General features: G+C 60.7%; 22 protein-coding genes and 1 tRNA gene. 7 read left to right on the top strand and 16 right to left on the bottom strand.

Annotation, left to right across the window (positions count from 1 at the left end; genetic code table 11):
• Positions 1–59: 59 nt before the first annotated feature.
• Together ACSQ26_RS03190 and ACSQ26_RS03185 are read right to left on the bottom strand one after the other, a co-directional pair.
• Complete coding sequence (locus tag ACSQ26_RS03190) at positions 60–473, bottom strand: DUF1801 domain-containing protein (protein ID WP_436006209.1); 414 nt, start codon at positions 471–473, stop codon at positions 60–62.
• Position 474: 1 nt separating this feature from the next.
• The gene (locus ACSQ26_RS03185; protein WP_436006207.1) at positions 475–1335 is read right to left on the bottom strand and encodes an AraC family transcriptional regulator; all 861 of its coding nucleotides are present in this window, start codon (positions 1333–1335) and stop codon (positions 475–477) included.
• Between the two features lie 223 nt (positions 1336–1558).
• Here ACSQ26_RS03185 and ACSQ26_RS03180 point away from each other — a divergent pair, with 223 nt between their 5' ends.
• The gene (locus tag ACSQ26_RS03180) at positions 1559–3133 is read left to right on the top strand and encodes a hypothetical protein (protein ID WP_436006205.1); all 1575 of its coding nucleotides are present in this window, start codon (positions 1559–1561) and stop codon (positions 3131–3133) included.
• Between the two features lie 109 nt (positions 3134–3242).
• Here ACSQ26_RS03180 and ppk2 read toward each other — a convergent pair whose 3' ends face one another.
• From ppk2 to ACSQ26_RS03165, 3 genes are all read right to left on the bottom strand, one after another.
• On the bottom strand, positions 3243–4157 hold the full coding sequence (gene ppk2, locus ACSQ26_RS03175; protein WP_436006203.1) for a polyphosphate kinase 2: 915 nt from the start codon (positions 4155–4157) through the stop codon (positions 3243–3245).
• A gap of 352 nt (positions 4158–4509) precedes the next feature.
• The gene (locus ACSQ26_RS03170; protein WP_436006201.1) at positions 4510–4962 is read right to left on the bottom strand and encodes an SRPBCC family protein; all 453 of its coding nucleotides are present in this window, start codon (positions 4960–4962) and stop codon (positions 4510–4512) included.
• Positions 4963–5170: 208 nt separating this feature from the next.
• Positions 5171–6127 carry a LysR substrate-binding domain-containing protein gene (locus ACSQ26_RS03165; protein WP_436006199.1) on the bottom strand — a complete coding sequence of 319 codons (957 nt, stop codon included), beginning with the start codon at positions 6125–6127 and terminating at the stop codon, positions 5171–5173.
• Positions 6128–6386: 259 nt separating this feature from the next.
• Here ACSQ26_RS03165 and ACSQ26_RS03160 point away from each other — a divergent pair, with 259 nt between their 5' ends.
• The 3 genes from ACSQ26_RS03160 to ACSQ26_RS03150 are packed head-to-tail and all read left to right on the top strand — an operon-like array spanning position 6387 to position 8514.
• Entirely contained in the window at positions 6387–7196 is an 810-nt protein-coding gene (locus ACSQ26_RS03160; protein WP_436006197.1) for a transporter substrate-binding domain-containing protein, read from the top strand.
• Between the two features lie 2 nt (positions 7197–7198).
• Positions 7199–7867, top strand: coding sequence for an amino acid ABC transporter permease (locus ACSQ26_RS03155; protein WP_436006195.1), 669 nt, complete (start codon positions 7199–7201; stop codon positions 7865–7867).
• Positions 7864–8514: an amino acid ABC transporter permease gene (locus ACSQ26_RS03150; RefSeq protein WP_436006193.1), complete on the top strand. Its 651-nt coding sequence runs from the start codon at positions 7864–7866 to the stop codon at positions 8512–8514. The genes ACSQ26_RS03155 and ACSQ26_RS03150 overlap by 4 nt, the downstream gene beginning before the upstream one ends.
• A gap of 55 nt (positions 8515–8569) precedes the next feature.
• On the opposite strand, the gene ACSQ26_RS03145 is transcribed toward ACSQ26_RS03150, so the two are convergent.
• The 10 genes from ACSQ26_RS03145 to ACSQ26_RS03100 form a co-directional block, all read right to left on the bottom strand.
• A tRNA-Arg gene (locus ACSQ26_RS03145) sits at positions 8570–8646 on the bottom strand.
• A 100-nt stretch (positions 8647–8746) separates the two neighbouring features.
• Positions 8747–10441 carry a radical SAM protein gene (locus ACSQ26_RS03140; protein WP_436006191.1) on the bottom strand — a complete coding sequence of 565 codons (1695 nt, stop codon included), beginning with the start codon at positions 10439–10441 and terminating at the stop codon, positions 8747–8749.
• A 95-nt stretch (positions 10442–10536) separates the two neighbouring features.
• Complete coding sequence (locus ACSQ26_RS03135) at positions 10537–11580, bottom strand: Gfo/Idh/MocA family protein (protein ID WP_436006189.1); 1044 nt, start codon at positions 11578–11580, stop codon at positions 10537–10539.
• A gap of 21 nt (positions 11581–11601) precedes the next feature.
• On the bottom strand, positions 11602–12387 hold the full coding sequence (locus ACSQ26_RS03130; protein WP_436006187.1) for a ThuA domain-containing protein: 786 nt from the start codon (positions 12385–12387) through the stop codon (positions 11602–11604).
• Between the two features lie 138 nt (positions 12388–12525).
• The gene (locus tag ACSQ26_RS03125; protein ID WP_436006185.1) at positions 12526–13596 is read right to left on the bottom strand and encodes an ABC transporter ATP-binding protein; all 1071 of its coding nucleotides are present in this window, start codon (positions 13594–13596) and stop codon (positions 12526–12528) included.
• Between the two features lie 229 nt (positions 13597–13825).
• Positions 13826–14716, bottom strand: coding sequence for a carbohydrate ABC transporter permease (locus tag ACSQ26_RS03120; protein WP_436006183.1), 891 nt, complete (start codon positions 14714–14716; stop codon positions 13826–13828).
• Positions 14713–15621, bottom strand: a complete 909-nt coding sequence (locus ACSQ26_RS03115; protein WP_436006181.1) for a carbohydrate ABC transporter permease — start codon at positions 15619–15621, stop codon at positions 14713–14715. The genes ACSQ26_RS03120 and ACSQ26_RS03115 overlap by 4 nt, the downstream gene beginning before the upstream one ends.
• A 249-nt stretch (positions 15622–15870) precedes the next feature.
• Positions 15871–17130, bottom strand: coding sequence for an ABC transporter substrate-binding protein (locus ACSQ26_RS03110; RefSeq protein ID WP_436006179.1), 1260 nt, complete (start codon positions 17128–17130; stop codon positions 15871–15873).
• A gap of 96 nt (positions 17131–17226) precedes the next feature.
• Positions 17227–18129 carry a sugar phosphate isomerase/epimerase family protein gene (locus ACSQ26_RS03105; RefSeq protein ID WP_436006177.1) on the bottom strand — a complete coding sequence of 301 codons (903 nt, stop codon included), beginning with the start codon at positions 18127–18129 and terminating at the stop codon, positions 17227–17229.
• Between the two features lie 5 nt (positions 18130–18134).
• Positions 18135–19172: a Gfo/Idh/MocA family protein gene (locus ACSQ26_RS03100; RefSeq protein WP_436006175.1), complete on the bottom strand. Its 1038-nt coding sequence runs from the start codon at positions 19170–19172 to the stop codon at positions 18135–18137.
• Between the two features lie 131 nt (positions 19173–19303).
• Between ACSQ26_RS03100 and ACSQ26_RS03095 the strand changes: the two genes are divergently transcribed.
• The 3 genes from ACSQ26_RS03095 (at position 19304) to ACSQ26_RS03085 (ending at position 21177) form a co-directional block, all read left to right on the top strand.
• Complete coding sequence (locus tag ACSQ26_RS03095; protein ID WP_436006173.1) at positions 19304–20335, top strand: substrate-binding domain-containing protein; 1032 nt, start codon at positions 19304–19306, stop codon at positions 20333–20335.
• A gap of 75 nt (positions 20336–20410) precedes the next feature.
• Positions 20411–20812 carry a group II truncated hemoglobin gene (locus ACSQ26_RS03090; RefSeq protein WP_436006171.1) on the top strand — a complete coding sequence of 134 codons (402 nt, stop codon included), beginning with the start codon at positions 20411–20413 and terminating at the stop codon, positions 20810–20812.
• A complete protein-coding gene (locus tag ACSQ26_RS03085) occupies positions 20809–21177 on the top strand; it encodes a DUF423 domain-containing protein (RefSeq protein ID WP_436006169.1) in 369 nt (122 codons plus the stop codon). The genes ACSQ26_RS03090 and ACSQ26_RS03085 overlap by 4 nt, the downstream gene beginning before the upstream one ends.
• A 182-nt stretch (positions 21178–21359) precedes the next feature.
• Here ACSQ26_RS03085 and ACSQ26_RS03080 read toward each other — a convergent pair whose 3' ends face one another.
• Positions 21360–21740 (bottom strand): VOC family protein, encoded by a 381-nt coding sequence (locus ACSQ26_RS03080; protein WP_436006167.1) that lies wholly within the window; start codon positions 21738–21740, stop codon positions 21360–21362.
• Between the last annotated feature and the right edge of the window lie 14 nt (positions 21741–21754).

The raw sequence follows: 21754 nt of genomic DNA, 5'->3' as shown, positions 1-21754 counted from the left end.
GCGGTCAGCAATGTCCGCGCCACGATTCCGTTCGGGCCCTGCTTCGGACGAGCTCTTGCTCAGACGCCCCGCGGTCGCAAGTGATAAGCCAGCGCCATCGCCAGCATGAATTCGAGCGGCGCCCGGTCGATATCGCCTGTCACCGGCAGCAGCACAGCGCGATTGGTCTCGTATTCGAACATGCCGCCAAATCTCTCGCGGAATGAATCCACCAGCGTCGTGTGACAGATGAAATAGATCGCCGCGCGATCCGGCCTCTTCCGCGGCCAGCCGAGGCGGATCGTGCTGCCGCTTCCGGTCGCCTCCGTCAGATAGGCCGGCTCGCCCCACTTCAGCGTCTCGGTGACGGTCCCAATACGCGGATCGTCGGCGGCAACGTCTGATATCATCGCGCGTATTTCGGCGAGCCGATGCCGCACCTCTGGCGGAAAGGCCTGGAATGCGGCTTCGACATTCTCCGGCATCGGCTGCATCTCAAACCTCGATCGGCAGGAAGATATCGGTGCGCAGGTCCGGCGGCGCCACTTCAGCCGGGCTGTTGAGATATTCCTCCAGCATCGGCCCATCAGCCGCCTCGTGTCCGGATGCCGGCAGCCAGACGCCCATCAGCCAGCGATAGGCGTCGCGCATGTCGGCGTAGGGGCCTTTGTATGAGAGCTTCGCATAGGCGCCGCCCCTCGTCTTGATCACCTCGAAATCGTTGGGCACCGCCCTGCCTTCATCGAGCGGCAGGCAGGCAGCCGAGCGCAGTTCATCTTCGCCCACAGCATAGGGATCGTCATAATAGACGCCGATCATGCGTGACTGGCGCGTGACGAGACCTGCCGGGCCGGCGGCAGCGAAAAGCTGCTCGAAGGCGCGGCTGATCTGCATGTACGAGCCCTTGTGTGGCACGGCAACGCAGCGCTCGGCCGGCAGGATCACGATCTCGACGGGGAAACCGGATGCGTCGCTCGCCCGGTTGGCGGCCTTGAACAGTGCGTGGCTGCCGCCCTCGCGATAGGCGCCCGGCGTCATGCCGTAGGATTGCTTGAATGCCCGCCCGAATGCTTCCGCCGTCGTGTATCCCGCCCGCTTTGCGATATCGCCAAGATCGGCGTCGGAATTGGCCAGCCGGTCGGCGGCGCGCGACAGCCTCAGCCGTCGCACCGTCGCCGCCACGGTCTCGCCCTGCATCGCGGTATAGACCCGGTGCCAGTGCCAGCGCGACATCGCCGCGACATCGGCCAACAGGTCGAGATTGAGCTCGTCCTCCAGGTGGTCGTGCAGGTAATCCACCACGCGGCCGATCCGCGCGGTGTAACTATGCCGGTTGTCGTTGGTCTTCATAAGCATTGGATGATCTCCCTTTTGGCGAAAGGCAACATCCCACAAACCGGGCTGACAAATATTGCTGACTTTCCGCGTTATCAGGGGGCGGAGCGCAGTCATACGCCCGACACAAAACTGTAATCGGCGCGTCACACTCACTTCGCATAAGTCCCGCTCGCCGGCGCTCAACTGTCCGGCTTTTACTTAATTCATTTCCACCCGCCGCCCAGCCACCCAGGAGGACGCCATGCCGACAATTACCACTCCGATCATCCTTACCGGAAACGATAATATCACGCTCGCAGCGGGCGATATTCTCGACGTCTCCACCGGTCCCGCCGTCACCTGGACCGGCACCGGCACCGCGGTCACTTTTACCAACAATGGCTTCATCACCGATGGCGACGACCAGGCCTTCGAACTCGGCAACACACTGCCGACAGGCACGCTGATCTTCAACAATTCGCTCGGCGCCACAGTCGATGCCGAAGTGAAGTTCGAGGATCTCGCAGCCGGCTCGACGGTCACCATCAACAATGATGGTCTGATGACGGGCCGCGACAAGAACGCGCTCGAACTCTCGACCGCTGGTGCGACCTTCATCGTCAACAACCACGCCACCGGCGTGATGACCCAGGACGATCCTGGCTCGGATATCATCAAGGATGCCTCCAACCTCACGCTCAACAATGCCGGCAAGATCATTTCCGCCGGCGACATCGTAGGCCCGGACGGCGAACCCGTGGAAACCGGCGGAGACGCGATCGATCTCGGCGAAGGCACCAACAACGTCATCAACAACCTCGCGGGCGGCATCATCGAAGGCTCGCGCCACGGCATCACCGGCGATATCGGTGCGACCGTTAACAATGCCGTCGGCGGCGTCATCTCGGCCCGCAACGGCGCCGGCCTGAACTTCGACAACAACCCCGACGATCCGGCCGACCTCGAGGACGCAATCCTGACCGTGGTCAATCGCGGCGTCATCCTGGGCAATTCCCGCACCTATGAAGACTCGGACGGCGATGCCATCGACGCCGATGGCCTGCTGATGCTGGACAATTACGGCTTCGTCGGCGGCATGGGCGCGGCGGGCGAGCATGACGGCGGCACCAACCACGCCGAGGGCATCGCGGCCGGCGGCGGCACGATCAACAACCATCTCGGCGGTGTGATCTTCTCCGTGCAGCGCGCCATCCAGATCGATGACAGCTCGGAAGGCGCCGCACCTGGCGCGGTGACGATCAACAACCAGGGCATCATCCAGGGCCTCGATGGCGGCGCGATCGTCATCGTCGGCGAACAGAACGACACGCTGACCAATTCCGGCACCATCCTCGGCGATATCACCATGGGTGGCGGCGATGACACCGTGACCTTCTCCAAGGGCTCGAATGTCGTGGGCGACATCATGCTGGGTGCCGGCGACGACACCTTCACCGGTTGGTCGGGCGACGACATGATCTTCGGTGGCGCGGGCGTGGATGAGATGACCGGCGGACGCGGCGCGGACACCTTCCTCTTCGCAACCGGCGATACCGGCGGCACCAAGGCGACCGCGGATACGATCTTCGATTTCAAAGCCAGGGAAGGCGACCTGCTCGATCTCACGGACGTCGATGCCAACTCGGTTCTGGTCGACGACCAGGCCTTCAAGTTCATCGGCACCAAGGACTTCCACGACAAGGCCGGCGAGCTTCGCTATGTCACCGACAAGAACGGCACATGGATCCAGGGTGACACGGATGGCAACGGCAAGGCCGATTTCTTGATCCATCTCGACGACAAGATGGCCATGAAGGCGGACTACTTCGACCTCTGATATTGAAGAAGCCGTGCGGTCCGATGACCGCATGGCCCTCACTCCAAAAAGAAATGCCCCGCCGGGAAATCCGCAGCGGGGCATTACTCAACAAGCAAATCTGAACCGTTCAGTAGACGTCAGGAACATACATCTCATCGGGCACTTCATGGCGCTGATAGTCCGAATGCCGGATGCGTTCGGGAAGCTCGACCGGCGACTTGGGCACATCCTGGTACGGAATCTGCGCCAGGAGATGGGCAATGCAGTTCAGCCGTGCCTTCTTCTTGTCGACAGCCTCGACCACCCACCACGGCGCTTCCGGGGTATGGGTGCGGGCCAGCATCTCTTCCTTGGCCTTGGTATAGTCTTCCCAGTGCTTGCGGCTCTCCATATCCATCGGCGAGAGCTTCCACTGCTTGAGCGGATCATGGATGCGCATCTGGAAGCGGAATTCCTGCTCCTCGTCGGTGATCGAGAACCAGTATTTGATCAGGATGATGCCGGAGCGCACCAGCATGCGCTCGAATTCGGGTACCGAGCGGAAGAATTCCTCGAGTTCGTCCTGGGTGCAGAAGCCCATGACGCGTTCGACGCCGGCGCGATTGTACCAGCTGCGGTCGAACAGCACCATTTCACCGGCAGTCGGCAGGTGGGCGGCATAGCGCTGGAAATACCATTGGTCCCGCTCGCGCTCGGTCGGCGCGGGCAGCGCGACGACGCGGCAGACGCGCGGATTGAGCCGCTGGGTGACGCGCTTGATGGCGCCGCCCTTGCCGGCGGAATCGCGGCCTTCGAAGATCACCACGACCTTGAGCTTCTGGTGCTGGACCCAATCCTGCAGCTTTACCAGTTCATGCTGCAGCCGGAACAGTTCGCGGAAATAGACCTTGCGCTCCAGCGTCGGCTCGGCCGGTTCGGTCATCCCCTCGACGACGAGTTCGTCAAGACGATCCTCGTCAAGCTGCATTTCCAGCTCTTCATCGAAGCTGTCGGCGATCTCGGCCTTGATGCGCTCGAGCTGGTCGTGTTGGTCCATCGGCATGGTCATGAGTCCTTATGGTTTTCGGCCACAGAAACAGGTGCATGCGACAGAGATGTGACAGAGCAGTCCACGAGCATATCAAGGGTGCCGGAACAAATCTGACGATATGCGTCGACGGACAGTATCAACGCAGACCGAAGAAGGAAAGAACGGCCAGAACGATGACAACCGCGCCGACAAGCCAAACAATGTTATACATTGCAAATCTCCATATTCATGATCGTGCCGGGATAATTCGTAACCCCGCTTCCGAGTTCCCTCGGCCATGTCCCGCATGAAATGATGTATGGAGATCAGGCGTGCCCGACGAGCGCGCCGCATAGTTCTTTTATCGGTCTGAAACGTCTTGAGTTCAGACCGCAGCGCCTGCGCCGACCTTTTCCCCAAAGCTCGAAAAGAACTGGCCGGCCAGCTTCTTGGCGGTGGAATCGATCAGCCGCGCGCCGAGCTGCGCGATCTTGCCGCCGACATCCGCCTTGACGACATAGGTGAGGACCGTCTCTGACCCTTGTGCTTCAAGCGAGACGTCCGCGCCGCCCTTGGCAAAGCCCACCACCCCGCCCTTGCCTTCACCCGATATCGTATAAGAGTTCGGCGGATTGAGATTGGAAAGCTGCACCGCACCCTCGAAACGAGCCTTGACCGGCCCGATCTTCAGCACCACCACCGCCGTCATTTCGGTGTCGGACAGCTTCTGCAATTCCTCGCAGCCGGGAATGCACTGGCGCAGGATTTCCGGATCGTTCAGCGCCGCCCATACCACGTCGATCGGCGCGTTGATCGTTTCGCTGCCCTTCATGTCCATGAGTAGTTCTCCCGTATTTGCAGTTCGGCCGGTGTCGTGTCCTTGCCACCGTTGCCGCAGAAACCATAGTAGTTCATCGGCTACGAGAGCGACGAGCGCAAGCCCTGGCCCGGCAAGATGCGCGCTGACTGATCCAGATCTGCGTCAGTGGCTGCGCGTTTTCCACTGCCCTGACAATCCGTTTTACCTGCTGAACTACGGACGAGTGTCACTCCGGCGTGCCCACAAAGGGCGCCCGGGCGCGGATCAACGTACGTGCGGTATGTTGCGGTTCCGGCATGGGATCGCTCTCGAGTGCTGAAAACAGCCAGTCGATAAAGACCTTGACGATCGGCGCGGCGCGGACGTCATTGCGGCAGGCGACGTAGAAGGCATTGTTGGCGGGAACCGTCAGGTCGAACGGCGCAATCAACTCGCCTTTGGCGATCAGGCCGCCGACGGTGATCGTATCGCCCAGCGCGACCCCCTGATTGTGCAGCGCCGCTTCGGTCGAAAGACGCGCGTCGCTCATGAAATGCTGGCGCCGGCGCGGTATCACCTCGCTGTCGGCAGCGGCAAGCCACGTGTTCCATTCCCGCCCGTCATCCGCATGCAGGATGACGTGATCGCTGAGATCGCGGATTGTGCGAAGCGGCTGCATGTTCAACAGCGCTGGGCTGACGACGGGAAACAGCACCAGCTGACTCCAGAGCCGCGACCAGTGGTCCGGCCAGTCGCCATTGCCATAAAGCAGGCAGAGATCGATATCGGGCGAATGGAGCTGTGCCAGGTCATTCGAGGCGACCAGCGTCAGGCTGATATCGGGATACTGGTCGGTGAACTCATGCAAGCGCGGGATCATCCAGAACGACAGCAGCGCCGGCACGCAGGCAAATCGCAACTGCCCGCTGGTCGTCGGCCGCGTCATCGCCGCCGTCGCTGCCGCGATTTCTCCGAATGCATGCGTGACGGCCGGCAGCAGAAGAGCGCCCTGCGGGGTCAGTTTCAGGCGTTTGCCGCCGCGAACGAACAGCGAGACATTGAAGGAGAGTTCCAGCGCCCGGATCTGATGGCTGACCGCGCCGTGCGTCACGTTGAGTTCGCGCGCGGCGGCCGAAACCGATCCGCGCCGCGCGGTCGCCTCGAAGGCTCTCAATGGGTTGAGCGGCGGCAGACGGTTTGACAAAGGCGGCTCTCCGAATGGAACGACGTGTGAGTTTTTCTCACATCATAGCCAACAACATTGTCAATTGATTTTCAATTCGATTTACCACCTAATATGCAGAACAGGGAAAAAAGCTGGGAAATGCCTCAAAGTGTGAACTTCCGCTGCCCTTCGCAGGGCTCGAAGCACGATCTTTGAAGCTTGGCCAAATGCGATCCGGTAATGCGTATCGCAGCTGACGCGAAGCCCAACTTCTAAACAACTCAAAAAGGGGAATAAGATGACAACGAAATCCACATTGAAATCATCGCTCGCGGCAATCGTCGTACTCGGCGGTGCAATTCTTGCCATGGCAACGAACGGCGCGAAGGCTGATGCGCTGGACGATATCGCCAAGGCCGGCGTCCTGAATGTCGGCGTTTTCTCCGACTTCCCACCATTCTCGTCCGCCAGCGCCGACATGAGCCTCAAGGGCTATGACATGGATGTCGCCCAGGCGATTGCCGATGCGCTGAAGGTCAAGCTCGTTCCGGTCAGCGTCACCGGCCAGAACCGTATTCCCTACCTCACGGAACGCCGCGTCGACCTGCTGATGAGCGTCGGCTATAGCAAGGAACGTGCCGAGGTTCTCGATTATGCCGCGGCCTACGCACCCTACTATATCGCCGTAATCGGTCCTGCTGCCCTCGAGGTCAAGGCTGCGGCAGATCTCGCCGGCAAGAGCGTCGCGGTCAATCGCGGCACACTGGAAGACACGTCGCTGACCGCGGCGGCTCCGGCGGACGTCGATATCAAGCGATTCGACAACTACAATTCCGTCATCCAGGCTTTCATATCGGGCCAGACGCAGTTGATGGTCGTCGGCAACGACGTCGGTGCCCAGGTGCTGGCAAAGCAGGACGCATTGAAGCCCGAGCAGAAGTTCCAGCTGATGACGTCGCCCTCGCATATGGCCGTCAACAAGGGCGAGGATCGCCTCAAGAAGCTTGTCGATGACACGGTGGCCAAGATGCTGGCCGACGGTTCTCTCAGCAAAAGCTCCGAGGCCTGGTTGAAGGTGCCGCTCAATCCTGACAACCTCAAGGATTGAGGATGGGCTATGCGCTCGATTTCGGCTGGCTAGAAGCAGCGGTCGGAGCAATTGCCAACGGCGCGGTCATGACGATCTTCCTGATCGCGGTGACCTCAGTGCTCGGCATTGTGTTGAGCATTCTCGGGGCGGCTGCCAGGCGCAGCCGCTACCGGATATTGCGTAGTGCGATTTCGGCCTATGTCGAAGTGATCCGCAACACGCCTTTTCTCGTCCAGTTGTTCTTCATCTTCTTCGGCCTGCCGCGCTTCGGCATCCGGCTCGATCCGGTCGTTGCCTCGATGCTCGCCATGACGCTCAACATGACCGCCTACACGACGGAGATCGTCGGGGCCGGTCTCGATGCGGTTCCATCGGGCCAGAAGGAAGCCGCGACTGCACTCGGCCTGAGGCCGGTGCAGGTCTTCATCAAGGTCGTCCTGCCGCAGGCGCTGAAGGTCATCTTCCCGGCGCTGACCAGCCAGATCGTCATCATGATGCTGGAATCCTCCGTGGTCTCGCAGATCGCAGTGCGGGAATTGACCTACGAGGCGGATATGCTGCAGGCCCGCACGTTCCGTGCCTTCGAGACCTATTTCATCATCACGCTGGTCTATCTCGGCTTGAGCATCGCTCTGCGCAGACTGCTGTTTGCCGCTGGCCGGAAGGTGATACCGGGGGGCATGGCGTGATCGAGTTTACCCTCTGGGACATCGTCCGCAATCTGTTGCTTGCCGCGCGCTGGACCATCCTGTTGTCGATCGTGGCCTTCGCGGGTGGGGCGATCGTCGGTATTCTCATCCTGTTGCTGCGCATATCCAAGCGCCCATGGCTGCGCCGATGCGGCGAATACTATATCGGCCTGTTTCAGGGCACGCCGCTGTTGATGCAGCTTTTCCTGCTGTTCTTCGGCCTGCCGTTGCTCGGCTTTCGCATCGAGGCATGGACGGCGGCGGCGCTCGGACTGACGCTCTGCGCCAGCGCCTATCTGGCGGAAATCTGGCGGGGTGGTGTGCAGTCCCTGCCGACAGGCCAATGGGACGCCGCCCAAAGCCTCGGCCTGCATTACATATCGCAGCTCCGCCTGATCATCCTGCCCCAGGCCTTCACGATCACGCGCGCCCCGATCGTCGGCTTTCTGGTGCAATTGATCAAGAGCACTGCGCTGACCTCGATCATCGGCTTTGACGAGCTGGTCAAGACATCCAACGCCATCAACAACGCGACCTTCGAACCGTTCACGGTCTATGGCCTCGTCGCGGTGATCTATTTCTGCCTCTGCTATCCCTTGACGCGTTACGCCAGATTTCTGGAACTTCGGACGGCCGGCCGAAGTTAAGCCGCGCCATACGCACGAGCTTAGAATCATCGATTTTCAGCAGCTTGAACCGAACTGGCGCACCCGACAGGATTCGAACCTGTGACCTTTGGAATCGGAATCCAACACTCTATCCAGCTGAGCTACGGGTGCTTCGAGGTGGAAATTTCAGGAGATTCCACCTTGCCGGTATCGGTCTCATAGCCTGTTCGCGGGCGTTCTTCAATGCCTAATTGGCATCATGCGAAAGCCTTCAGGCCGAGGCGCCGAGAAGCGGCATGGCTTCGATCTGGATCGGTGCGGCCTGCCTGAGATGGAACGACAGGAGCGAGGGGATATCCACGTCGTAGCGCACCGCGAGATCCCGCCACCATTGATCGCGCTCGAAGATTTCGATCGCGGTCGCAGCGTGTTCCTGCGCCAATTCCAGCTCGCCCATGCCCTGGTAGCAGCGCGACATGTAGAGATGGCCGAAGGCATGGTCGGGATATTTCGACACCACGTTCTTCATATAATGGACCGCGACGCCGTAATTGCCGATCTTCATATTGTAGTTTTCGATGAAATTGACGCGCAGCTGCGTCTCGTAGGCGTAGGCTTCCAGTTTGACCGGATCAACGCCGGGGGCGCGGATGACCGATTTGGTCGCCACGAAATTGTCGTTGTCGGTATTCTCGATATAGCCGTTCTCGACGCAGATATCGTAGAGCCGGCTGCCGAAGATCGGGATCGCCAGATAGACATGCACCCAGTCGAAACCGTTCTCGATCAGCATCTCAAGAGTTTCGGCCCGGTGCTCGTCCTGCTCGCCGGGCAGGCCGGTGACGATGAAGACATGGCTGCGGACATTGAACTTGCGCAGCGCCTCGACGGCCGGGCGGATCAGCTTTTTCTTGAGCGGCTTCTTGATGATGTTGTTGAGCACGTGGTCGGAACCGGATTCGACGGCAAGCGCCACAGCCGACACGCCAGCCTTGGCAAAAAGGTCGGCGACCTCCTCGTCGATCGCGTAGACCGCCACGCCATTGGGAAACTCCAGCCGGATACCGAGCAAGGCCAGTTCCCGCAGCAGCGTTTTGGCGCGTTCCTTGTCGTGGAAGAAATGGTCGTCCTCAACCAGCAGCACCGTCATGCCGAACTCGTCGCGCATACGGATGACATCCTTGATGATCCGCTCGATGGTCATGAAGCGCACGTCGCGGCCATGCAGCGACGGGTTGGAGCAGAAGACGCAAAGGAAGGGACAGCCGCGCGAGGTGTGGATCGCCATTTCCCGCTTCGGCATATCGACATAGCGCTTGTCGATGCCGCGGTTGTTGTAGTCATTGAGATCGACCATGCCGTAGTTCATCTCAGGGATGTCATCGAGATTGTCGATGAAGCTGTGGCCCGGTTGCTTGCCCTTGGCAGCGGACTCCCGGTTGACCCAGGAACGATGTGTCCGGATCACCGTTTCCGGATCGTCGGAATCGATCAGTTCCTTGAGCGGCAACTCGCCCTCGCCCTTGCAGATGGCATCGAGGTCGGGGCACTTTTCCAGCATCAGCTTGAAGGCCGCCGACGGCAGGCCGCCGCCGCCGATCGTCAGCATGTTGGGGTCGAAATCCTTGACCGCCTTGGCAAGCGACTGGATGTAACCGAAGGACGAATTGAACAGTGCCGAGATGCCGACGATATCGGGCTGGAAGTCCTTCAGGATCTCGACAAGTTCGGCATTGAACACCCGCTCGTAATTATCGACCGAGCGCTCCTCGACCAGCCGCTTGAGCGTGAGGTTGAAATCGACAAGCCGGATTTCCTCGAGATTGGTGCAGTAGCGGGTGAGATAGGCCTCCATCGAAAGGATGCCATAAGGAATGGTGAAGGCCGGCAGGACGGATGCGCGCGACTTGTCGAGATAATCCGCCGCATTGAAATAGGGCGGGATCACAAACAGCACTTTTTTCATATCGAAACGTCCCCGGCCGCTCCCGGCATGAGGTGGGAGGGCAAAACCGGGGTAAGGTTCGCAAATCGAGCTTTAGCGAGGCTGGTCGAAGCCGCTCAGAGGGCCATCTCCCGGCGCTCCTTGTCGGTGAGGAACGCGAGGTCGAGCGCCTTTTGCAGTGTCGCGGCATGGCGGAAATCCGGTTCGCCGTTGACGCCTGATCTCACGGCGTCGGCAAAGCGCATATAGTTGGTCGGCACGGTGCCGGCGTCGATCTCGTCCCATTCGGCGCTCTCGGCGTCCTCGCCGATGCAGGCCCGCAGCGCCGAACCCTTCGGCGTGTGCTGCACCTCGATGCCGCCCTTGTCGCCGTAGATCCTTAGACGCAGGTCGTTGTAATGGCCGGCGGCCCAGCGGGTGGCGTGGATGACGCCGAGAGCGCCGTTCGAATAATCCACCGACATGACGAAGCTGTCATTGGCGTCGAGCGTATATTCGCCGATCTTGCCGCCATCGGCCTTGTCGTAGGTCTTGAGCCGGCCAAAGATGTGGCCGATCTCGAGGCCTGCGCCGTAGGACGCGAAATCGAGGATGTGGATGCCGATATCGCCCAGCACACCGTTCGAACCATGGGCGGTGGAGAGCCGCCACAGCCACTGACTCTCGGTGCGCCAGTCGCCCCATTGCTTGGAAACGAGCCAGCTCTGCAGATAGGAGGCCTCGACATGCTTGACGAAGCCGATATCGCCCGATCGCACCATTTCACGTGCCCGCTGTAGCGGCGCAACATTGCGATAGGTGAGATTGACCATGTTGACGATACCGGCGGCCTCCGCGGCCTCGGTCATTTCCAGGGCCTGGATATAGTTTTCCGCCAGAGGCTTCTCGCAGAACTGATGCTTGCCGGCTTCGATGAGCCGCATCGTGGTGGGGTAGTGCGCGCGGTCGGGCGTGACATTGGTCACCGCGTCGAACTCGCCCCATGCGATGGCATCATCAAGCGAGGTGAAGGTGCGGCCGATGCCGTGCTTCTCCGCAAACATTGCCGCACGCGCGGGGTCGACGTCGACCGCCGCGACCATCTCCACGCCCTCGATATATTTGAAGTTTTCGGCATGGTTGTTGGCCATGCCGCCGGTGCCCAGAACAAGAAGGCGCATGTCAGCTCTCCCGTCCCTGGCTCACTTGTAGCCTTCTTCGCCCGCGGCATGCAGCTTGGGGCCGCGTTCGACGATCGGCTCCAGCGCCTTTTCGACCGGCACGTTCGGCGCGTCGTGAACGGCCTTGTAAGTATTGAGCGGATTATAGGCCCATTTTACCGCGTTCTGGAGCACGCGTTGCACCGGCGCCTGATGATAGGTCGGATAGGTCTCGTGGCCGGGGCGGAAATAGAAGATATTGCCGAGCCCGCGGCGCCAGGTCATGCCCGAGCGAAACACTTCACCGCCCTGAAACCAGGAGATGAACACGGTTTCGAGCGGTTCAGGCACGGAGAAGTGCTCGCCATACATTTCCTCGTATTCGATGACGAAATGATCGCCTACGCCTTGCGCAATGGGATGGCCGGGATTGACAACCCATAGCCGCTCGCGCTCGCCGGCTTCGCGCCATTTCAGGGCGCAGGGCGTACCCATAAGGCGCTTGAAGATTTTCGAGAAATGGCCGGAATGAAGAACAATCAGGCCCATGCCTTCCTGCACGCGCCTGGCGACACGCTCGACGATCTCGTCATTGACGGCACCATGGTCCTTGTGGCCCCACCAGATCAATACATCGGTCTCATCGAGCCGCGCCTGCGGTAGACCGTGCTCGTCTTGCTCAAGAGTCGCCGTGGTGGCGGAAATCGCGCTGTCGGTGTTGAGCGCATCGGCGATCGTCGTATGCATCCCCTTGGGATAGATCTCGGCGACCACCGCGTTTATACGCTCGTGGATATTCTCGCCCCAAACCACTGTCCGGATGGCCATGTCCTGTCTCCTGCTGTCTTTGCTGAAACGCCTTCGAGAATTTGAAAGCGCTTTCAATTTTTGATACAATAAAACCTTGCTGAGCGACTCGCAAGGCCTGCTCTCACTGGAAAACCATTCACGCGCGGAAATGTTCGATCAGATCCGTTTTCCGGTCTCGGGATCGAAGAGATGCACAAGCGCCGGACGGATTTCCACACGCAGCTTATCGCCCGGCCTCACCCGTTCGCGGCCCTGTTCGACCAGCGTCAGTTCGGGGTCATTTCCCATGACGATATAGGTGAGCGATCCCGTCGATTCGATCATCGTCACCGGCAGTTCGAAACCACCCTCGCCCTGGTGAACGACCGTGAGGTGCTCGGGGCGCAAGCCCGCCACGACCTTGCGTCTGGCTTCGACGGCCTGCCCTGCCGTAATCCTCGGCTTACCTGATATCTCGAGCTCGATCATCTCGCCGCCAAGCCCGATGCCATTGACGAAGTTCATCGCCGGTGAGCCGATGAATCCGGCCACGAAGCGATTGGCGGGACGGTCATAAAGTTCCAGCGGCGCGCCCTGCTGTTCGATCACCCCCTCGCGCATGACGACGACATGGTCGGCCATGGTCATCGCCTCGATCTGGTCATGCGTGACATAGACCGAGGTCGCGCCCAGCCGGTCATGCAGCGAGCGGATTTCCTTGCGCATCGAGACGCGCAGCGCCGCATCGAGGTTGGAGAGCGGCTCGTCGAACAGGAAGGCCTTGGGGTTTCGGATGATGGCGCGACCCATCGCGACGCGCTGGCGCTGGCCGCCGGAGAGCTGGCGCGGATAGCGATCGAGAAGCCCCGTCAAGCCGGCGATTGCCGCGACCTCCTCGGCCTTGCGCCTGGCCTCGGGTTTCGGGACTTTCCGCATCCTCAGCGAATAGGTGAGGTTCTGCTCGACGGTCATATGGGGATAGAGCGCGTAGGACTGGAACACCATGGCAATGTCGCGCATGCGCGGCGGCACGTCGTTCATCACGTCGCCGGCGATCTTCATCGTGCCGCCGGTGATCTGTTCGAGCCCGGCAAGCGAGCGCAGAAGGGTCGATTTCCCGCAGCCCGAGGGGCCGACCAGCGCCACGAACTGGCCCTTCGGGATCGTCAGGTTGATGTTCTTCAGCGCGTGATAGGCGCCGTAATGTTTCTCGATCCCGGAGAGTTCAATCTGGATATCCTGGTTCATACGCGGCGACCTTTGCTGCGGGAGAAGAGAGCATGCGGGGCATGAAAGAAAGACCCCGCCCCAACCCCTCCCCACAAGGGGGAGGGGCTAACCTGCGGCCCCGTCGACGCCCCAAGCAGCGTTGTACCGCGCTTCACGGCCGAAGATTGTAGAGGGCGATGCCGCGGGTTAAGCCCCTCCCCCTTGTGGGGAGGGGTTTGGGGCGGGGTCTTTTTCATCGCGAGTACCATCACTTCACCGCCCCCACCGCGATGCCGCGCGTCAGCGTGCGCTGGAAGATGAGGAAGAAGATCAGGGTCGGTGCGATGCCGAGGAGGGCCGCCGCAGCTGTTGTCGTCGGCGTCTGTACGAACTGTCCGTTGAGCACGCCCATCGAAACCGAGACGGTCTGGTTGAAGTTCGACACCAGCAGCACCAGCGGCAGCAGGAACTCGTTCCACGTCCAGATGAAGAAGAAGGTCGCGAGCACGGCGAGCGTCGGCATCAGCATCGGCACGACGATGGTCCAGAGGATTTTCCACGGCGTCGCGCCGTCCATCTCGGCCGCCTCGATGATCTCGCGCGGAAATGCAGTCATGACCGACGAGAGCAGATAGGTGCCGAAGGCGCTTTGCAGCACCGAGAAGACGATGATGACCGACCAGATCGTGTCGAACAGGCCGATCGCCTTGGAGAGATAGTAGATCGGATAGATCAGCGATTCATGCGGGATCATGATGCCGATCAGCAGGATCGTCAGCATCCATCTGTTGCCTTTAACCCGGCCGATCCCGAAGGCATAAGCGTTGAGCAGGCTGATCAGCACGGCGATGACCGCCGTCGATGCGCTGATGATCGTGCTGTTGATCAGCTTCTGGGTGAATTCGACATTGTTCCAGAAGGTGCGGAGCGCCGTGAGGTCGAAGCTGCGCGGAAAGGCCAGCGGGCCATAGGTGCCGTAGTCCTCCGGCGTCCGGATCGCGTTGGTGAAGGCCAGCACGAAGGGGCAGAGGAACAGGATCAGTCCGAAGCTGACGGCCGCCAGCACCCACCAGCGAGAATATCCATGCATCGTGCCTGACGAAGCGGGCGCGCGGCTGATCTTGCTTGAGACGCCGAGTGATATGGTCGCGTCGCTCATCGATCATTCTCCGTGTGGCGTGCCTGGATGCGGATGAAGATGAAGCAGATCACCAGCGTCATCAGCATCTGGGCGGTGGTGATGGCGGCACCGTAGCCGACGCGATTGGTGGCGAAAAACTGGTGGTAGGACATCTGCGACGGGACCATGGTGGCATTGTCCGGACCGCCCGTCGTGAGCACGAAGACCGGCGCGAAGACCTTGAGCGCGGCGATGGTCGTCGTCAGTCCGACCACGAATATCTCAGGTTTCAGCAACGGCACGGTGATCGTCCAGAACCGCTGCAACCACGTTGCGCCGTCGAGCTCAGCCGCCTCCTGCAGCGACGGGTCGACACGGGCGAGACCCGACATGAAGACAACGAGGCAATAACCAAGCTGCAGCCAGATCATGACGACCATGAGGGAGAGCAGCGCGAAATTGGGATCGCCCAGCCAGTTCTGCTTCATGCCGCCAAGCCCGACCGCATCGAGAATGGCATTGACGGTGCCGAATGGGTTCAGCATCCAGCCCCAGAGGATACCGGCTGCCGAAACCGGCAGGATCTGCGGCAGGTAGAAACCGGCCCTGAAGAAGCTGGCGAGCGCGCTGGAGAAGCGCGAACTGATGTAATCGAAAAGCAGTGCCGCGAGCAGCACACCGATCGCGGTCGGGATGATCGCCATGGCGAAGACGAAGGCGACCGTGTTGAGAAGCGAATGCCAGAACGTGTCATCCGTGAGCAGCCGTTCGTAGTTGCGCAATCCGGCGAATTTCGGAATGCCGATGCCCTTCCACGTGGTGAAGCTGATCACCAGATTCATGACGAAGGGTATGAGAATGATGGCGATGAAACCCATCATTCCGGGGATCAGGTAGAGCCAGTAGACCCTGCTTGGCTGTGCGCCGACGGCTGTATCGGACATGATTTCTCCCGCTTCGCTTGCTCCGCTTCTCCCCTTGGGGAGAAGGTGGCCCGCAGGGCCGGATGAGGGGTTGCGCGAAGCGCCGAATACGCCTCTGGGAACCCCTCATCGCCTCGCTTATGCTCCCACTTCTCCCCAAGGGGAGAAGTGGGAGCAAGATGCATGCTCCGATGTCATCTTCTATGACCTCGGTCCTTTTCTCGGTAGACCGGCGGGACGTTTTCGCCCGCCGACCAAATCAATCAGGACTTACTGGTCGCCCTGCACTTCGTCATAGGGCTCCTTCAGGCGCTCGGCGAATTCCTCCGGCGTCACGGAGCCGCCGATAACCGCCTGGGTCGCCTTCAGCATGACGTCGTAGTAGCCGGGGACCGGCCAGTCGGGATAGAAGCCGAGACCGTTCTGCGCGACGAGCTTGTTGAACAGCTCGACCTCGATCTTGCCGACCGGATCGGTGACGTCGGCCGGATCGGCCGCGATCGGCAGGCCGCCGGAATTGCCGAACAGCGCCTGGTTTTCCTTCGACAGCGTGATGTCGATGAATTCGTAGGCGAGGTCCTTGTTCTTGGCGTTCTTCGGCACGACCCAGATATTGCCGGTCGAGGCGGGCGAAATCACATTGCCCGGGAACAGGAACTGGTTGGCCTTGAAGTTCTTGATCTTGCCGAACTGAGCACCGTACCAGGTGCCCGTCACCACCATCGGCGACTTGCCGGTTTCGAAGAGGTTCGCCATGTCAGGCGCCTTGAGGCCGGTCGAGTCCTTCGAGATATAGCCCTTCGAGACCCATTCCTGCAGCTTCTGGCCGGCATAGACGAACGGCGCCGTATCGAGCGGAGCACGCACTGCCTGGAAATCGCTGACCCACTTCGCATCGGCCTTGGACAGCGCGAACAGATACATCAGGTGCTGTGCCGGATAGTCGTTGGCGGCTTCGGCAATCGGGGTGATGCCCTTCTTGACGAAGACATCCATCACCTTTTCCATCTCTTCGAGGGTCGTCGGCACGGCGACGCCTTCGGCCTTGAACATGTCTTCGTTGTAGAAGACCGAGACGAACTCACCATAGTTGGCGACGCCGATCAGCGGGCCGTTGCCGTAGATGCCCTTCTCGTCATAACGGCTGAGCTGGTTGCTGGCATCGGTCAGGACCTTGTCCCAGCCGCGCTCCTTGGCGACGGCGTCGAGTTCCGTCAGCAGGCCCTGCGAGGCGGCGAGGCCGGCGACCGCATTGCCCTTGTTATATTCCATCAGATCCGGCGCTTCGGCCGAATTCAGGATCATCGTTCCGGACTTGGTGATCTGGTCGAACGTCTTCAGCTCGAACTGCACTTTGACGTCGGGATGCTTTGCCTGGAATGTTTCGAGTGCCTTCTTCCAGGTGATGCCGGCTGCGCTATCGGCCGCTTCGTACCACCAGATCTTGAAGGTCTTCTCCTGGGCATAAACGGCCGTGCTCATCAGCATGGACGCGCCAAGGGCCAGTGCAAGTCTTGACAAGGCTTTCATACTCTCCTCCCAAAAATGCGGCAGCGCCGCCCAAAAAACTTTTGTTCGGCCTCTGCGCACGGGTCTCCTCCCTGGCGCCTGGGCACGATAGGTCACTCAACCCGGATCGGCAACAAAATCCCCACCCCGGCAATGCTTCAGATAGTTCAGCGCATGGACCTGACCGGTCATTTCAAGCGCATCGCGATAGACCGGATCGTGCCAGCCCTCGATGTCGATGGAACCGGACCAGCCGGCGAGCCGGAGCTCGGAAATCACATCGGTCCAGTTGGTATCGCCAAAGCCCGGCGTCCGCATGAAGACGAACTTTTCCTTGCCGAAAATCCCGTGTTCCTTGATCACATCCCAGCGGATCGTCGCGTCCTTGCCGTGAACGTGGAAGATCTTCGAGGCCCATTTGCGGATCTGCGGGATCGGCTCGATCAGATAGACCATCTGGTGGCAGGGCTCCCATTCGAGCCCGATATTGTCGAACGGCGTCTCGTTGAACATCAGCTCCCAGGCATCCGGATTATGCGCGATGTTCCAGTCGCCGGTCTGCCAGTTGCCATCCATGGCGCAATTCTCGAAGGCGATCTTGATGCCCTTGTCGGCGGCACGCTTGGCGAGATCGGTCCAGACCTGCTTGTAGCGCGGCAGGCTGTCAGTCAGCACCTTGCCGCGGATACGGCCGGTAAAGCCAGCGACGCAGGCGGCGCCAAAGTGATGCGCGTTGTCGATGCAATCCTTCCAGCCCTGCAAAGTATCGAGGTCGATCGCGGTCTCCTCGAGCGGATTGCCGAACATGCCGAGCGTCGAAATGGTGATATCGCGATCGCCGATCGCTTCAACGCAACGCTTTCCCAGTTCGGCGAGATTCTGACCATTGGTCGTCTGCCAGAAGAACGGCTCGAAACTCTCGAAGCCCAGATCGGCGATCTCTCGGATGCGCGCCGCCGCCTGCCCGCCACTGGCGCTGACCATCGTGCCCACGCGGATTGCCTTTGCCGGATTGCTCATCGTCCTCAACTTTCCCTGATCGTGACGCGCTGACCGGTACGGGCGCTTTCGATCGCTCCCATCACCATGCCCAGACTGCGGATATTGTCTTCGGCCCGCGTTTCGGGCGCGGTGCCGTTGTCGATTGCATCGAGGAAGGCCGCGATGACGCTGGCATGTCCCTCGGTCTCGGAAGCGTTCGCGGCTTCGGGTACGGAAATCTCCTCCTGCTCCCGCAGGAAGCCTTCGTCGGAGGCGACGCGATGCGCCTCGAACGCATCCTTGCCATCCCATAGCACCGTGCCCTTGGTGCCGGTGATGCGCCACTGGCTCTCCCAGCTCGTATTGCCGCCCTCGGCGCACCATGAGCCGCGATAGGTGAAGGGCACGCCGTCGCTCATCTCGAAGATCGCGAAGGCCGACGCGCCGGTCCGGTACCAGGAACCAGCCGGATTGGTCTCATTGCAATAGACAGCCTCGGGCACCTTGCCGGACATGAAGCGCGCCGCGTCGAATGTATGGATCGCCATGTCGAGCAGCAGCACATTGTCCATGTCTTCGCGGAAGCCGCCGAAATGCGCGCCGATGAAGAAATCGGCATGCAGTCCTGTCAGTTCGCCGATCGCACCGCTCTCGATGAAAGCACGCAGTCGGCGGACGCCGGGGATGTAACGGCGGTTCTGGACCACGGCGTGGATACGGCCGGCTTCGCTGGCCTTGGCAATGAGATGACGCGCATCCTCGATCGAATTCGCCATCGGCTTCTCGGACAGCACGTGGCAGCCATGCTTCAAGCCAGCCTCGACCACGGCGCGGCGCGCAATGGGAATGACGATGTCGAATAGCAGATCAGGCTTGAGTTGGGTGAGCGCGACATCGAGATCGGTGAACAGCGGAACATCGCCGAGTTCACATTCCTCGGCAAGCTTGCGTGCCGTCTCGAGGTCGAGATCGACAAGGCCGACAATCTTCACGCGCTCTGAAATGTTCTCGTTCGAGGCTATCGCCTTCAGCCAACCCTTGGCCATGGCGCCGCAGCCGCAAATAACCGCAGTATTTTGCACGGAACCCCTCCCTTGGTTGTGCGAAGCCCGGAAAACATCTTCCGTAAACGTTTACGAAACTATGCGGAACATGCTATCCATGTCAAGAGAGGAAATCGGGGAGGAGGTCTTTTGCGCATGGGACGTGGAAAATGAAGGGCATAAAACACCTCGCCCGCCATCTCGATATCTCCATCGGTACGGTCTCGCGTGCGCTCAACGGCAAGCCGGATGTCAACCCGGATACCCGCAAACGCGTGCTGGAGGCGGCCGACGAACTGGGCTATGTCGCCAACCAGTCCGGCCGCGCGTTGCGCCAGGGCCGCACCGGTGTCATCGGTTTCATGATGCAGACCGGTTCCGAGATCACCGGCCAGGGCGATATCTTTTTCATGAGCGTGTTCGATGGCGTCCAGACCGTCTTCGCCCGTCACAAGCTCGATCTCGTCGCCCTTCTCTGCTCCTCGGACGAAGACCCGCACGACTATCTTCGCCGCATGGTGTCGCGTGGTTTTGCCGATGGCGTCATCATCTCGGCGACCCGCCGGCATGACCCGCGCATCGAGTTCCTCGCCAAGCGCAAAATCCCTTTTGTGACGCTCGGGCGCAGCCTGACCGAAGCCGGGCAGTCCTGGCTGGACCTCGACTTCGAAGGCATGGCGGAAGCGTCGATCGACCGGCTCGTCTCCCACGGCCATCGCCGGATCGCGGTGACGCGGCCGCAGGACGACATGAACCTCGGTTACGTCTTCGTCGATAGATGCCGCGAGGCGATGGCGCGCCACGGACTGTCGCTGGCTGACGAGTGCGTCTTCCGCTCGACGCCCAGTGAAGCCGGCGGCTATCAGATCGCGCGAGACCTTCTGGCGCTGAAGGAACGACCCACGGCAATCGTTCTGGTCAACGAATCCATCGCCATCGGCCTCTATCGCGGCCTGCAGGAGGCCGGCGTCATGCCCGGGCGCGACATTGCCGTGATCGGGCGCCACAGTCCGAACTCCAACTTTCTCTCCCCGCGACTGACCAGCTTCCGGCTCTCGCTCCACGATCTCGGCGAAGCACTGGCGGAGGCCCTGCTGGCCACGATGCCAGATTACATCAGCCTCTATCCGCACGGCACGACCCGGAAAATGTGGCCAATGGAACTGGTGGCCGGCGAAAGCGATGCCTTCACGCTTCCCTAGAGCATGTCGCAGACACGCTCGGGATGAACGCCATGTCGCATTGACCGGCGCCGTTCATCACCGCATATGAAACCCATGACCGAAGAGACAATCACCCTTTATCAAGCCATCGGCGGCGATGCGACCGTGCGGAAGCTGACCCATCGCTTCTACGAACTGATGGACACGCTGCCGGAGGCGAAAAACTGCCGCGCCATCCATCCGGCGAGCCTCTCGGGCTCGGAGGCCAAGCTCTACGATTACCTCACCGGTTATCTCGGCGGTCCTCCCCTTTATGTCGAGAAATACGGCCATCCGCGCCTGCGTTCCCGACATTTCGGCGCCGCCATCGGCCCTGCCGAGCGCGACGAATGGATGCTGTGCTTCCGCCGTGCGATGGAGGAAACCATCGAAAATCCAAAGCTTCGCGACATCATCTGGCCGCCGATCGAACGGCTCGCCTTCCACATGCAGAACAAGGATGAAGGCCAAGGATGAGCACTTCGAACAATCCGATCTTCCCACGGCTGACGCTTTTCCTCGCCGGCCTGGTCGGCGCCTGTGGCGTGATCTTTTCCGCTCTGGCCGCGCATGGCGGCGACACGCATCTCTTTAGCGCCGCAGCCACGGCCTGCATGGCGCAGGCCCCTGCTTTGCTTGGCATCTATATCGGCTGGGAAAAGGTCCGCACCGCGCTGATCGCCAGTGCATTGATCGGCATCGGCTGCCTGCTGTTCGCCGGCGACCTCATCTTCCGCACCCGATTCGGCCACGGCCTGTTTCCGATGTCGGCGCCTACGGGCGGTACGATGATGATATTGGGCTGGGTGGCTGTTGCGGCTGGTGCGCTCTTCAGGCGATAAAACCCCTCATCCGGCCCTTTGGGCCACCTTCTCCCCAAGGGGAGAAGCGGGAGCGAGGGGCGCCCGGCTCAATCCATTTTAAACCGCGATGGTTTAAGATAGTCCCATGCCGATGCCGCAGGCGACCGCTTCTCCCCTTGGGGAGAAGGTGGCGCGCAGCGCCGGATGAGGGGTTCCAATATCTAAGCGTTCCGGCCGAATTTCAGCAGGTTTCCGTGCGGATCCCAGACATAGAATTCCTCCATGTTCCACGACCGCACCTTCATCTCCGAAAGCTTCGGTGCCTTCCGCTTGGTGAATTCAGCATGCAGCGCATCGATGCCACCGCCGCGGATATAGACCGCTGAAACCTCACATATCTTCCGATCGTCCGTCAGCCAGAAATGCAGTTCCATCCGTTCGCCGACGAATTCCCGGCGGATGATCAGGTAATCGCTGGCCTCATAGACGATCTCGTTAAAGCCGAGATGGTGGCGATAGAAATCCCGCGTCTCCGGTATCGAGAGCGAGGGCAGCATCGGCAGCACCTCGACGCGATCGTCATGGGTAAGTATGCGGCTCATGCGTCCCCCATTCG

The sequence above is a fragment of the Rhizobium sp. LjRoot254 genome (genome assembly GCF_964254105.1).
Lineage (GTDB): Bacteria > Pseudomonadota > Alphaproteobacteria > Rhizobiales > Rhizobiaceae > Rhizobium_E.
Note: the sequence above shows the minus strand (reverse complement) of the source record. Positions and strands in the feature narration are given on the sequence as shown.

Excerpts from the sequence above, each read along its gene's own strand:
- ACSQ26_RS03190 (WP_436006209.1), bottom strand. The coding sequence starts at position 473 with ATGCAGCCGATGCCGGAGAATGTCGAAGCCGCATTCCAGGCCTTTCCG.
- ACSQ26_RS03185 (WP_436006207.1), bottom strand. The coding sequence starts at position 1,335 with ATGCTTATGAAGACCAACGACAACCGGCATAGTTACACCGCGCGGATC.
- ACSQ26_RS03180 (WP_436006205.1), top strand. The coding sequence starts at position 1,559 with ATGCCGACAATTACCACTCCGATCATCCTTACCGGAAACGATAATATC.
- ppk2 (WP_436006203.1), bottom strand. The coding sequence starts at position 4,157 with ATGCCGATGGACCAACACGACCAGCTCGAGCGCATCAAGGCCGAGATC.
- ACSQ26_RS03170 (WP_436006201.1), bottom strand. The coding sequence starts at position 4,962 with ATGGACATGAAGGGCAGCGAAACGATCAACGCGCCGATCGACGTGGTA.
- ACSQ26_RS03160 (WP_436006197.1), top strand. The coding sequence starts at position 6,387 with ATGACAACGAAATCCACATTGAAATCATCGCTCGCGGCAATCGTCGTA.
- ACSQ26_RS03155 (WP_436006195.1), top strand. The coding sequence starts at position 7,199 with ATGGGCTATGCGCTCGATTTCGGCTGGCTAGAAGCAGCGGTCGGAGCA.
- ACSQ26_RS03140 (WP_436006191.1), bottom strand. The coding sequence starts at position 10,441 with ATGAAAAAAGTGCTGTTTGTGATCCCGCCCTATTTCAATGCGGCGGAT.
- ACSQ26_RS03135 (WP_436006189.1), bottom strand. The coding sequence starts at position 11,580 with ATGCGCCTTCTTGTTCTGGGCACCGGCGGCATGGCCAACAACCATGCC.
- ACSQ26_RS03130 (WP_436006187.1), bottom strand. The coding sequence starts at position 12,387 with ATGGCCATCCGGACAGTGGTTTGGGGCGAGAATATCCACGAGCGTATA.
- ACSQ26_RS03125 (WP_436006185.1), bottom strand. The coding sequence starts at position 13,596 with ATGAACCAGGATATCCAGATTGAACTCTCCGGGATCGAGAAACATTAC.
- ACSQ26_RS03120 (WP_436006183.1), bottom strand. The coding sequence starts at position 14,716 with ATGAGCGACGCGACCATATCACTCGGCGTCTCAAGCAAGATCAGCCGC.
- ACSQ26_RS03115 (WP_436006181.1), bottom strand. The coding sequence starts at position 15,621 with ATGTCCGATACAGCCGTCGGCGCACAGCCAAGCAGGGTCTACTGGCTC.
- ACSQ26_RS03110 (WP_436006179.1), bottom strand. The coding sequence starts at position 17,130 with ATGAAAGCCTTGTCAAGACTTGCACTGGCCCTTGGCGCGTCCATGCTG.
- ACSQ26_RS03105 (WP_436006177.1), bottom strand. The coding sequence starts at position 18,129 with ATGAGCAATCCGGCAAAGGCAATCCGCGTGGGCACGATGGTCAGCGCC.
- ACSQ26_RS03095 (WP_436006173.1), top strand. The coding sequence starts at position 19,304 with ATGAAGGGCATAAAACACCTCGCCCGCCATCTCGATATCTCCATCGGT.
- ACSQ26_RS03090 (WP_436006171.1), top strand. The coding sequence starts at position 20,411 with ATGACCGAAGAGACAATCACCCTTTATCAAGCCATCGGCGGCGATGCG.
- ACSQ26_RS03085 (WP_436006169.1), top strand. The coding sequence starts at position 20,809 with ATGAGCACTTCGAACAATCCGATCTTCCCACGGCTGACGCTTTTCCTC.
- ACSQ26_RS03080 (WP_436006167.1), bottom strand. The coding sequence starts at position 21,740 with ATGAGCCGCATACTTACCCATGACGATCGCGTCGAGGTGCTGCCGATG.